The following is a 12,467-nucleotide window of genomic DNA, read 5'->3' on the forward strand; positions in this document are numbered from 1 at the left end:
CGCCGCCATCTCCCGCCTAAATTCGAGCAGAACCCTGCCCTTCGAACAACTGCCCCCACAATGCCATTACCCGCGCCACGGAGAAACGGTCGCGCACATCGACCGCGCGGCGCGCACAGGCCTCGCGACGCGCCGGATGCGCCATCATATCCGAGAGATGCGCCGCCAGAGCCTCGTGATCGTTCACCGGACGCACCAACACACCGTCAATGCCGTCGCGGATGATCTCCCGCGGCCCGGTGTCGCAATCAAAAGCCACAGGCGCCAGCCCGCTGGCCATGGCTTCGATCAAGGTATTCGACAGGCCTTCGAATCGGGAGCTGAGTACATACAGATCAGATTGCACATACCAGTCTGCCACGTTGCCCACCCGTCCGGGCAGACTGATGCGGTCCGTCAGGCCGGCCTCATCGATCTGCGTCTGCAGCACCTCCCGGTCGTCGCCTTCCCCGAGGATGATCAGGTCCCAGTCGGGAAAATAATGCGCTATCAGGCTGAACGCACGGATCAATACATCGAAGCCCTTGTGTGGATGCAGACGGCCCACTGCCAGCATACGGAAGCGCCCTTGCCGCGCAGGAGGCTCGACCACAGGCTCCACGCACTCCAACGGCCACCGAACCGCGTTGGGGATGACCGCCAGTTTCGCGCCCGGGACATGATCTCGCAGCCATTGCGCCGTGCCCGAGGTCAATGCAACCACCACATCCGCCTGCGGATATGTCTTGCGGCGCAGCCGTTCCCATATGCCAGGCAGATCCTGGGATGGCGGATGCGTGTGCTCGGTTGCAATCACCTTGCAGCCGCTGCCGCGAGCGGCAAGGATGGCCAGGATGGAAGCCGTTGTCATCATGCCCAGCACTATCGTTGGACGTTCGCGCCGGATAATGCGGCGCAGCCGCCGCACGCGACGGAAGTTGGCGAACAGGCCTGCCAGCCGGCCCTGGCTGGCGCCGGCGGTGCCCAGCACATGTCGCGACACGCCGTCATCCAAGGGATAGGCATCGCTCTCGGGTCCTTCCTGCGTCACGACAGTGACACGATAGCCACAATCGCGCCAATACGCGCTCAAGTCCGCCGCCACCCGCTCCGCGCCGCCTCCGCCCAGGGAATGGATGACTATCATCAGATGGGGTTGTGTTGCTGTCGAAATCAAATCTATACCTGCTTCAAGGAAGAATCACGCGGCACGTGCCAGGCCACGATTGCGTAGCATGTGTATGACGTTGCGTACATCAGGCTGGTTGCGAGCATGATGCCCTCCGGTCCCATCACCGGCGCCAGAAAAAAATTCATTGCCGCCTTCACCGCAAAGTTGCATACTGCGATAGCCGCCATGATGCGATAGCGGTTCTGGCTTGCCAAGAGCTGCACCAATACCAGCACGCCAAAGTAGAATGGCAGCTGCAGCAGGCCCCAGCGCAGCACCCCCGCGACGGTTGCGGTATCCTGCGCGGTGAACTGGCCGCGCTCGAACAGAAAGGCAACCCCCCAGCTCGCCAGCAACCAGCCAATCAGGGTGGCCGCGGCCCCGGCCGCCATCATCATCACCGACCACTTCAGCGCCGTCGCGCGCGCGCGCTGCGCATCGCCCCTTTCATGAATATCGGCCAGCACCGGCAATGCCGCCCGCCCCACCGAGGCCGCGCCCACACCCAGCACAAGCGAGAGCAGCCTACTCGCGTAGCCCAGCGTCGCGTTGGCATTGGCGCCAAGATTGGCTGCCGTGTACTGATCGATCGGCCCCACGAAGCTCATTGCGATCTGGCCCACCAGCATGACGCCGGAAGCCTTGACCAACTCAGGCCAATGGCGCGATGTAAAACCCAGCCGTGGCCGCCCCCACATGCCATCCGCCCTCGCGGCCAGCTTCAGCAGCCACACCGACTGGATAAAGTAGCCGACCAGCGTGCCCCAGAGCAGCGGCCCCACATTGTCCACAGTTGCGGCCAGCATGACCCAGATCAGGATGACCAGGGCCGGGACGCTGTCGAGCAAAGTGTTGATATGGCGCTCGCGCGCGCGCAGCCGCGCGGCGCTGACCCCCGTCATGAGTGTAAATAATGCAGCGGGAGAAAACGCCAACATCAATTGCGCGCTCATGCGGCGCGCTTCCGCGTTCAGGCCCTGTCCGGCCAGCTCCAGCACCCATGGCCACGCCACATACAGGCCCGCCGCCAGCACGACGCCCACGGCAATCGTCCAGCCCTGCAGCTCTCCCAGAAAACGAGCCATGTCCGGGCGAGTGTCGCGCCGCGCCCGCACCAGCACGGGAATGAGCACCACCGACAGCGCGCCCACGATCGTGATGGGAATCCAGTTCGCCATGACCATCGTGAACTGGTAGGCGTCGACCGCGTTGCTGACGCCATAGCGGTAGGCAACCGCCATCTCCTTGAAGGCCCCCGCCGCCTTCCCCAGCAACAGAAAGAAGGCGACCCGCATCGCCCCTTGGGCAATGCGTCTGTGGTCGGAGTGCAGGCCGGCAAGCCGCTGCTTCAGAGACTTCAAATCAACGTAGGAATTGCGTATACCAGGGCATGGAGACCTCAAGGCCCTGAATAATATTGTGCATGGGCTCGTAGCCAAGCAGCTCGCGCGCCTTGGTGATGTCCGCCTGGGAATGCCGCACGTCGCCTGGGCGGAAATCACCGTGAATAGGCTGCTTGTCATAGACAATGCCGTTGCCCGCCAGCGCCTTGGCCAGATGCTCGAACAGCTCGTTCAGGCTGGTGCGCGCATTGTAGGCAACGTTGTACACCTGATTCACGCCTTCAGGCTGAGCCAGCGCAGCCAGAATATTGGCCTGGACGACATTATCGATAAAGCAGAAATCGCGGCTGGTCTCGCCGTCGCCGTTGACGACCACATCCTCGCCGCGGATCATCGCGGCGATCCATTTGGGAATGACGGCGGCATAGGCGCCATTTGGATCCTGGCGCTTTCCGAATACATTGAAATAGCGCAGCCCAATACTGCCGAAGCCATAGGCGCGCGCAAAGACATCGGCATACAACTCGTTAACGAACTTCGTGACGGCATAGGGTGACAGCGGCCTGCCGATGCGGTCTTCGACCTTGGGCAGTGCCTCGTGGTCGCCATAGGTGGAGCTGGACGCCGCATACACAAACGACTTGGCCTCCGCCTCTTTGGCGGCCACCAGCACATTGAGAAAACCGTCGACGTTTACGCTATTGGTCGTAAGCGGATCTTTGAGGGAGCGCGGCACAGAGCCCAGCGCGGCCTGGTGCAGAACATGGTCCACCCCGTGCAAGGCCTTGCGGCAGACGTCCATGTCGCGGATATCGCCCTCGATGAACGTGAACGATGACCAGAGCGCGGGGCCAACTGTTTTTTCCACCTCGTCGAGGTTGTATTGATGTCCGGTGGAAAAATCGTCCAGACCAACCACGCGCTGGCCCAGCCGCAACAGCGCCTCAAGCAGATTCGAGCCAATAAAACCCGCACAGCCCGTCACCAGCCAGACTCTGGGGTCCTGCTGCAGGTTTGCGGTAACCTCCTGATAACGCGTACTCATAAATCTCTTTCCTTGGTTTGAAACGGAAACGGCCGATGCGCCGGCATCAAAGCCGCAGATCGGATTCATCCGCGGCCAATGCGTACTTCAGGTCGTACAGTACATGCTCAGGCTTGCCCAGCGCGCGGATGGCCTTGACACCCATGTCGACAAATTGTTTGTGGGAGACGGCCAGGACAATGCCATCGTAGGTACCCGCTTCCGGCTTGGATATAGGCGTAATGCCGTATTCGTGCCGGGCCTCCTCGGTATCGACCCAGGGATCGAAGACGTCGACGGCGATGTTGTATTCGCCCAGTTCCCGCACGATGTCCACCACGCGGGTGTTCCGAAGATCGGGGCAATTTTCCTTAAAGGCCAAGCCCATTACCAGCACCTTGGACCCCTGGACCTGAATCCGCCGCTTGGTCATGGCCTTGACCAGTTGCGACACTACATAGCCGCCCATGGAGTCGTTGAGCCGGCGCCCTGCAAGGATGATTTCCGGGTGATAGCCAATGGACTGCGCCTTGTGCGTCAGATAGTAGGGGTCGACGCCGATGCAGTGGCCTCCTACCAGCCCTGGACGGAAAGGCAAGAAGTTCCATTTCGTGCCAGCTGCTTCCAGCACCGCCTGAGTATCGATGCCCATGCGGTTGAAGATCAGGGCAAGCTCGTTGATTAATGCGATATTGACGTCGCGCTGCGTGTTTTCGATAACCTTGGCCGCTTCGGCAACCCTGATGGACGGAGCCTTGTGCGTGCCCGCGACAATGATCTGACTGTACAGCGCATTGACCAGATCTGCGACTTCGGGCGTAGAACCGGATGTCACCTTCTTGATGGTCGAGACCCTGTGTTCCTTGTCGCCCGGGTTGATACGCTCGGGGCTGTAGCCAGCGTAGAAATCCTCGTTGAACCGCAAGCCCGACACCCGCTCGAGCACCGGAACGCAATCTTCTTCCGTTGCGCCCGGATAGACCGTGGACTCGTATATGACAATGTCGCCGCGCTTGAGTATCTTGCCTATCGTTTCACTGGCGCGAATCAGCGGCGTCAGGTCGGGCTGCTTGTATTCGTCGATGGGTGTGGGCACCGTAACAATGAAAACATTGGCTTGCGCCAGCGCCTCATGCTCGCTGCTGAAATCCAGTTGCTTTGCCTCGGCGAGCTCCTCGCTGCTGACTTCCAGCGTGTGATCCTTGCCCTCCTTGAGCTCCGCTATGCGGCGCGTGTTGATGTCGAAACCAAGCACCGACCGCTTCTTGCCGAATTCAACTGCCAGAGGAAGGCCCACATATCCAAGCCCGACTATCGCGAGTTTCACGTCTTCGATCTGCAAGTTGTATCTCCCGCGCTTTGCGCTAAATAAGAGGAATAAGGAATTTTAATGCGTGGCGCCGAACGCGATGCTAGCGCCGCCTATGGCCTCTGCCGAGCGATGGCAGCAACAGCCAGGACGGCCGGCGCCAGGAAACCAGACGGGAGTAGAGCCACAGGTACACCAGGGAAAACGCCAGAATGCTGGCACATAATATCCATGTGTTGTCCCACCAAATCGTGGCCGGCACCAAGCCTATCAGTGCCAGCACCCAAAGATAGGGAGAGGTCATGGCATTGCACAGGGCCGGCACCGCATGCCGCCGATCTCGACTGAAGGTCACGCGCACCAGCCGCCGGAAAACCAGCTGATGCAGATGCAGGGCATCGGGCTGATCCACAGGCGTTCCGCGCTTGAACCTGCGCCGCCAGATTGAGAACCCTGTTTCAAAGACTGGATAGAACAGCACGGCAAGCGCATAGAACGGTGATACGCTGGGGTTGCGCACCACCAGCTGCACGGCCAGCTCGGCAAGCATGAAGCCCAGGAAATAGGCTCCGCCGTCTCCCAGGAAAACGCGCCCGAAGGGAAAATTCCACACCAGAAAGCCCAGCGTGGCCGAGGCCAGCGCCGCGGATACCAGCATGATGGGGATGTCCTGCACCTGCAGCGCCACCAACGCGAGCGAGACGGACATTAGCGTGGCAATCATGCCCGCGAGGCCGTTCATGCCGTCGACGATATTCAGCGCATGCGTACAGCCGCCGACAGCCACCATGGTGAACAGGAGCGAAACAGGCCAGAACGACAGCAGCCAGTCCGCCCACGGCAGGCCGACCCGCGATACCCCGCCCAACAGCCACCAGGCGATGGCAGCCGACACAAACGCCGCAATCAGGCGTTTGCCCGAACCAATGTCCTTGGTGATGTCCTCAAGAAGGCCGGCAACGAACACGGGCATCGCGGCGATGAACAGCACGGGCCACAGCCAGGTCAGCGTCATGTTGCTGGGGCCAAGCACCAGCAAGCCGGCCAGACTACCCGCCACGACAGCCAGCCCGCCCACGCGCGGCGTTGCCCGCGCGTGATTGGCCTGGGGCTTGGAGAGATCTGTATCGCCGGTGAACATGCCATGCCAGCGCTCGGAGGCAACAATCAGCCCACCCACCATGAAGGCCACAATACAGATATAGAACCAGGTGAAGGATTCCCAGAACTCAGGTGAAAACACACAAATCCTATGCAATGGGGAGGGAAGCCAATATTATCGGCTCCAACTCGAACAAATCGGGCACATCGAGGGTAATAAATGTAACAATAACTGATTCCCACGAAAAAGCGAAAAAAAAGCCCGAGATCGTAAGATCTCGGGCTAAATCCACCAAAGGAGGAGGGTGGAGGAGACAACCTTGGCATGTCGCCGCTTCAAAAGCCTGGATTGTTTACCTTGGCTCGAGACTGTGATGAGGGTTTTCCCGCTGCAATCACGTTGCGACATCCGATAACTGAATTGTATAGCCTTCTTTTGTGCAATGCAAGGTCTGAGATCAAAAAAACTGTAACAGCACTGCTTTGTGGCGTTTTGGATACTATGCCACGGTTGGCAGCGCAAATCCGTAATTAAGTGTTAACCCGGTGTACGTTAACCCTGCGAACCGGCGTGCCGCCGGCAAAGGTCGCTAGATGCGGTACGCCGTTGTGGTCATGACGCGGGACATGGCGCGCATGGCCAGCCGTGCGGGGGCCGGGAGACGATGCGCCCCGTTGACTTCCGCCGTGTCGCGATGATGGATTTCATCCTCGCGCATCTGTGCAACAATGCGCCGTGAGCGGTAATCGTTGGGCGGCAGCTCGCGCAGATGCCCTTCCAGATGCTGCTCGACCTGCCTTTCGGTTTCAGCCATAAAACCCAGGTTGCGCGGCACGCCGGCATGGCTTGCCACCACCCCCAGCGTGAACGACCCGGCATACCAGAGGGGGTTGAGCAGACTGGGTCTGCCACCCAGCTCCACGACGCGCTCGCGGCACCAGGCAAGATGATCGACTTCCTCGGAAGCAGCCTGATACAGCAAATTGCGAATTGATGCATCGCCGCAAAAAAGCGCCTGTCCGCGATACAGCGCCTGCGCGCAGATCTCTCCCACATGGTTTACCCGCATGAGGCCCGCCGCGTGACGCGCCTGTTCGGGTGTGAGCGCATCGGCCTGCGCAGCCGCCGACGCCTCCGCGCTCGCCCTTCCCGCCCCGGCGTCCTCCGGCGATGCCATGGGGGCGGCCGTTGCATGCGTCTGTGCAGCCACGGGTGCCTGCTTGCCCGCTGGATTGGGCCGGCTGGCCTGTGCTACGCCCGCAAGTACCTGCGCGGCGCGCCCTATTTCCGACAGGATGCGGTCAACCGTACCGAGGCGACGCTCGAACATGGAGGGAGTGGAGGGAATCGCAGTACGCGTCATGGCCGTTCCTCTGTCAGATGATACCTACTCATCATTATCGCAAAAGCCCGCACAATGTTCAGCGCAGAAAGCGCCAGATACGACGGCGCCATGCCCACAGCCAGATAACGGGCAGCGCAATGGCCACGGCAACCAGCCCGGTTCCGGCTATTTCCTGATCATTCATCAAATAGAAATTGCACAATCTTGTCGGATTCTCGCGGTACAACAAGCCCACAATCGCCATCATCCAGCACATATTTCCCAGAAAAAACAGTTGCACCACGATATTGGCCCGGCGCAAAGAAAAATACAGCACCAGTCCCGCGATAAACACGCTGGCGAATTTCGACAGATCGGCCGCATGAAAGAGCAGCACCTCGTCGAGCGCCTTGGGTATCATCCAGTAGGTGACCACCAGGCTGAAGAACAGCAGCCCCGCAAGTCCATATGGATCAAAGGATCCAAGCAGCGCGCGCAGGCGCGGTGCAATGCCTGCCATGGACCATGCCCTGCCCGCAAGAATGCCCGACAGGAGAATCAGGGGGATATGCACCAGCATGTGCAGGAACATGGTTGCCGTCAGTGGCGCGCGCAATGCAAAAGCTGCCAGCAACGCAGCCGCGCCGGCCCATCCCCAGGCCGCCGGCCGCCCAAGCCAGGCGGCTGCCTTGCCCGAAAACCGCGCCAGTAGTTTCATCGCGGTTTCCTTTCGCCCGCCGTGGCCGGCGACTGCGTCGACAACGCCCCTCTTTGCCCGGGGACGCCGCGCCCGCCATCTTCAGCATCCGGCAATGCAATGGCGGCGCCATTGCCGCGCTCAGCGCGACGCATGACATAGTCCAGCACGGGATCTATGTCGTTCAGATCAAAAATGCGCAACAGGCGGCCATCGGGCGATACAACGTGATAGGCGGCGTTGTGTTCATATTGCCCGTAGGGTGCGGGCACAACGATGATCCCCGCCGCTTTCAGCAGGGCATCGCGCTCCCGCTTGTTCCCAAGTGTGGCAAAGCGCCAGATATCAGGATCGGCGTGCATGACCTCGCCATAGCGCGCAAGGTATGGCGGCGTGTCGGCGGGATCGAAGCTGAGGCTGAGTACACGAACATGCTCCGCCCCTCCGTTGCGGCGCAGGGCGTCTTGCAGTTGCTGCATCTCGGAACCCATGGCCAGGCAAAGCGACATGCACCGCGTATAGATGAAGTTGACGATGGCGATGCGGCCATCTTCGCGCAGATCACGCAGCAGGCCAGTCTGCCCGCCCGAGGGCAGCGTCAACGCGGCATCCGGCAAGGCCCGCGGCTCGCGCGCGATGTCGGCGCGGCGTGCCGTCTCCGTCGTGAATGTCGTCAGCCCGCGCGTCTGCGCATGAAACGCGCCCGCACCAAGCATCGCAACCAGCAACAGAGACAGCAAGGTCTTCATGAAACTCCAGCACATCGGCCGCCGCTGCGCGGATCGGCAGTTCGAGCGGTCGCCCGTTCGCGGCGCAGCCGCGCCACCCCGCGCCTTATTTCAAGGCATTCAATTCCTCGTCGCCGTTCCAGGGTGCTTCGTGCGAGGCCGTGGCAGCCCGCTCGCTGGCCACCAAATTTTCGTCGACTTCGCCCGCATCATTGCCAAAGCTGGTTCGGATGTGGCTGACTACGGCGGCAATCTCCGCGTCGCTCAGCTTGTCCTTGAACGTAGGCATCAAGCCATTGTAGGTTGTGCCCTCCACGGTCAATGGGCCGTGCACGCCATGCAGTACGATCTGCACCGTGGTCGAGGCCTTGCCCGTCACCCATTCGGATTTGGCCAAGGGCGGAAACACGCCAGGCAGACCGCCGCCCGTTGCCTGATGACAGGCCACGCAGTGCGCGGCATAGAGCTGAGCGCCATCCACCTTGCCGCCCTCGCTTCCCGAGGCACTTTTGAAGTCGGCGGCTATTCGCTGGTCGCCATACTCTGGCGGCACAGGTTGATAGGTTACGTAAAGATAGCCAATTGCCCAGACAAACAGGCCTGCCACGATGAGGATCACGATCCAGGGCACCGGACGGTTGCCCTCGTAAGGCTCGGGCATCTCGCGCTTTTGCGCCTGGATTTCCTTGGATTCGTCCGTCATTTCGCTTCTCCCGACGCCGCATTGTCGGCCAGTTCCGCTGGCGGCTTGATCGGATAGGTCCGGTCAAGCGACAGCAGATATTCAACCAGGTCGATCGCCTCGGGCCGAGCCACCACCACCTTGCCCACCGGCTCGTAGCCGGGCGGCAACGTAATAACCCGGTCGCCCTTGTCGGCCTTGTCCTTGATCTCGAACAGGAAGGGATAAGAGGGCATGATGCTGCCGGGCACATAAGCCCGCGGCTGATACAGGTGACCCAGGTTCCAGTCCGCGCTTGGCTGGCGCGCCCCGATGTTCAGCAGATCGGGGCCGGTCCGCATGGTGCCAAGCAAATGGGGATGATCGTAATAATAGTCACCCGCCACCGGCGCACGTCCCCAGCCGCGCTTGAAGTCGGGCGCCTGCTGCTGCGAGCGCGGCTGCTGGCTGTGACAGTAGACGCAGCCATTCTCTATATACACTTCGCGCCCGCGCAACTGCTGCGACGTATAGGGTTTCAGCCCCTCGGGCGGTGTCACGTCCGACAGTTGCATATAAGGCAGCACAACCAGGGTTGCCGTGGCAATCGCCAACGTGACCATGGCGCCGGATAGCAGCTTGTATTCGCTTTCCATGATCAAGCCTCCTGGGTGCGGACAGCCGGACCGGCATGCCGGGGTTTATGGAACAGCGCCGGACCCACGCGCTTGCGGCCATAGCGCAGGGCCATCGCCACGAAGTGGAAGGCAAAGACCAGGTGGCCCAGCGTCATGAGCGCTCCGCCCACACTGCGCGACTCCAAATAGGGAATCGTCACGCGAACCGAATCAATGAAGGGACGTGTGGCATCGAGCATGGCCAGTCCTTGCAGCCACCCGCCTATGGTCAGGCCGATGAAGTACACGGCGAAGCCGCCAACCACCAGCCAGAAGTGGGCGGCGATCAGGCGCGGATAAGGCCATTCCCAGGACATGACGCGCGGCATCACGAAATAGATGGCGCCGAACATGACCAGCGAGAAGAAGCCATACAGCCCGAGGTGCGCGTGCGCCACGGTGAAATGCGTAAAGTGCGTCACGGTGCTGATTGCGCGCAGTGCCTCGAAGGAACCCTGCACCGAGCTGAGGGTGTACATCATGCCGCCCAGCACGATGAAACGCAGCGTGGGCGAATAAATCAGTGTCTTGAAGTGATGCCGCATGGTCAGGTGCTGATTGACCGAGAACGCCAGCACCGGCACGATCATCATCATGCTCTGCACGATCGATAGGGTGATCAGCCAGCTGGGCACGGGGCCGCCCACCAGATGGTGGCCGCCGACCTGTCCGTAGAAGAACGCCAGCGCCCAGAAACCCAGCAGCGACAGGTTGTACGACTGGATGGGACGGCCGATGATCTTGGGCAGGAAGTAATAAATGGAGGCCAGCGCGATCGGTGTGTAGAACAGGCCCAGCACATTGTGGCCGAACCACCAGTTCATGGTCGCCTGTTCCACGCCAAAGTGAACGCTGGGCAGATTGCCGACCAGAAACAGAATGGGGAACCAGAACAGCGCGGCACCCATGTACCAGATCGAAACATACAGGTGCTTGACCTTGCGGTTTTGCAACGTGAACACCAGCGGCAGCCCGATGAGCGCGCCGCCGATCACGAACAGCACATCGATCTGCCAGGGAATTTCCAGCCACTCCAGGCCATCGTTGATGCCGGCTGCGATACTGCCCAGGCCTGCGATCAAGGCAGCATTCCACAGCACCGCGCCCAGAAGGGCGAAGCGGCCCCCTATCAGCGGCGTCTTGAGCAACCGCGGCAGGGTCCAGAGCGCGATGCCAAAAGCGGCCATGGGCGCCCACCCGTAGGCCACCGCATTCAGGTGCAGCGTGCGCATCCGCCCAAAGGTCATCCATGCGTACTGCGTCAGGAAGTCCGGCTCATGCAGCTTGATGGAGCTGACCAGGCCCGCAGTCGATGCGAAAATCAGCCATACGATCGCACAGGACAGAAATACGAAGGTAACCCAGGTCGTCGACTGGTCGGCTTGGACCCGCGCGGCCAACTCGGCCTTGGCACGCGCATCGCTGGCCACATCGCCAATGGGTGCATGCGTGGCGTCCACGGTCTTCTGCAGGGCGGCTTGCTGCGCCGGTGTTGCCGAAGGCTCTTCAATCCGGCCTATTTCGCCCTCGTTGAAAATAACGTTGGCCGCTTCCGGATTGTCGTCGAACAAATGGTGCCTCAGGGACCAGATGAAGACAAAAAGACCGGTAACTGACACGATGAATGTCAGCAGTAGGATCAGGGTGGTATTCATGAATGTTTCCAGGAAGAGGGGAGCGTCCCGCGGGACATATAACCAAACTCCACAGTTCACTTCAGACTTAAAACATTGCCATATTAAGCAGTTTTCCCCGCTCGACTAGGTAATTACCCTATAAACAATACTGGTAATCCGGCATAAGTGTCGCTGCGGTGCAACATAACGGGTTTATGCCTCCCGACTAGCCCGCATTACCCCGCATGTGTTCTCGACATCAGGACGACCCCGATGCAAAGCCAATATGCCCGGCAGTCCGGCCGCCACGGCGGAGTTGGGGTACGATTGCCTTTTGTCTTCCGAATGCAGGAAAACCACAATGGAATGCACAATTGACTGGCATGGTCCAGACGGCATGCTGTTCGTGGCCCGTACGGGCAGCGGACATGTCACAGCCATGGACGGCTCACCAGACGGCGGCGGCAATGACCTCGCTCCCCGACCCATGGAGATGCTGCTGGCGGGCACCGGCGGATGCGCCGCCTACGACGTCGTGCTGATCCTGAAGCGCGGCCGTCACGAGGTCAGCCATTGCCGAGCCAAGCTTACGGGCGAGCGCGCCGAGACCGACCCCAAGGTATACACGCGCATTCATTTCGAATTCATCGTTACCGGAAGGAATCTTCCGGTGCCGGCTGTCGAAAGGGCCGTGAAGCTGTCGCACGAAAAATACTGTTCGGCTTCGGCCATGCTTTCGAAAACAGCCGAGATCACCCATTCGGTCACTGTACTGGAGGGCTGAACGGCTCTCGCCGCCATCGCGCCTGCCTCATTTCGACGGCGCGATCACACTC

Annotated in this window: 12 protein-coding genes; 1 reads left to right on the forward strand and 11 read right to left on the reverse strand. The window is 60.7% G+C overall.

Annotated features, from left to right (window positions below; all coding sequences use genetic code 11):
- Nucleotides 1-16: 16 nt before the first annotated feature.
- The 11 genes from ERD78_RS02505 to ERD78_RS02555 all read right to left on the reverse strand — a co-directional run bounded on the left by ERD78_RS02505 (nt 17) and on the right by ERD78_RS02555 (nt 11,670).
- Nucleotides 17-1,126, reverse strand: coding sequence for a glycosyltransferase family 4 protein (locus ERD78_RS02505; protein WP_129967693.1), 1,110 nt, complete (start codon nt 1,124-1,126; stop codon nt 17-19).
- 32 nt (nt 1,127-1,158) lie between these two features.
- Nucleotides 1,159-2,511, reverse strand: coding sequence for a murein biosynthesis integral membrane protein MurJ (gene murJ / locus ERD78_RS02510; RefSeq protein WP_129967694.1), 1,353 nt, complete (start codon nt 2,509-2,511; stop codon nt 1,159-1,161).
- Between the two features lies 1 nt (nt 2,512).
- Complete coding sequence (locus ERD78_RS02515; protein ID WP_129967695.1) at nt 2,513-3,538, reverse strand: SDR family oxidoreductase; 1,026 nt, start codon at nt 3,536-3,538, stop codon at nt 2,513-2,515.
- A 46-nt stretch (nt 3,539-3,584) separates the two neighbouring features.
- Entirely contained in the window at nt 3,585-4,859 is a 1,275-nt protein-coding gene (gene tviB, locus ERD78_RS02520) for a Vi polysaccharide biosynthesis UDP-N-acetylglucosamine C-6 dehydrogenase TviB (protein WP_129967696.1), read from the reverse strand.
- Between the two features lie 70 nt (nt 4,860-4,929).
- A complete protein-coding gene (locus tag ERD78_RS02525; protein ID WP_129968298.1) occupies nt 4,930-6,009 on the reverse strand; it encodes an MraY family glycosyltransferase in 1,080 nt (359 codons plus the stop codon).
- A gap of 508 nt (nt 6,010-6,517) precedes the next feature.
- Nucleotides 6,518-7,291 carry a 2-polyprenyl-3-methyl-6-methoxy-1,4-benzoquinone monooxygenase gene (coq7, locus tag ERD78_RS02530; protein ID WP_245152300.1) on the reverse strand — a complete coding sequence of 258 codons (774 nt, stop codon included), beginning with the start codon at nt 7,289-7,291 and terminating at the stop codon, nt 6,518-6,520.
- A 58-nt stretch (nt 7,292-7,349) separates the two neighbouring features.
- Entirely contained in the window at nt 7,350-7,970 is a 621-nt protein-coding gene (locus ERD78_RS02535) for a hypothetical protein (protein ID WP_245152301.1), read from the reverse strand.
- Nucleotides 7,967-8,698 (reverse strand): SCO family protein, encoded by a 732-nt coding sequence (locus ERD78_RS02540; RefSeq protein ID WP_129967697.1) that lies wholly within the window; start codon nt 8,696-8,698, stop codon nt 7,967-7,969. Before ERD78_RS02540 ends, ERD78_RS02535 begins: the two co-directional genes overlap by 4 nt.
- A gap of 85 nt (nt 8,699-8,783) precedes the next feature.
- The gene (locus tag ERD78_RS02545) at nt 8,784-9,380 is read right to left on the reverse strand and encodes a c-type cytochrome (RefSeq protein WP_129967698.1); all 597 of its coding nucleotides are present in this window, start codon (nt 9,378-9,380) and stop codon (nt 8,784-8,786) included.
- Entirely contained in the window at nt 9,377-9,994 is a 618-nt protein-coding gene (locus tag ERD78_RS02550; RefSeq protein ID WP_129967699.1) for a cbb3-type cytochrome c oxidase subunit II, read from the reverse strand. Before ERD78_RS02550 ends, ERD78_RS02545 begins: the two co-directional genes overlap by 4 nt.
- Before the next feature lie 2 nt (nt 9,995-9,996).
- Entirely contained in the window at nt 9,997-11,670 is a 1,674-nt protein-coding gene (locus ERD78_RS02555; protein WP_129967700.1) for a cbb3-type cytochrome c oxidase subunit I, read from the reverse strand.
- Nucleotides 11,671-11,992: 322 nt separating this feature from the next.
- On the opposite strand from ERD78_RS02555, the gene ERD78_RS02560 reads away from it, so the two are divergent.
- Nucleotides 11,993-12,415, forward strand: coding sequence for an OsmC family protein (locus ERD78_RS02560; RefSeq protein WP_129967701.1), 423 nt, complete (start codon nt 11,993-11,995; stop codon nt 12,413-12,415).
- Nucleotides 12,416-12,467: the final 52 nt, after the last annotated feature.

This window comes from Allopusillimonas soli (assembly GCF_004153445.1).
Lineage (GTDB): Bacteria > Pseudomonadota > Gammaproteobacteria > Burkholderiales > Burkholderiaceae_B > Allopusillimonas > Allopusillimonas soli.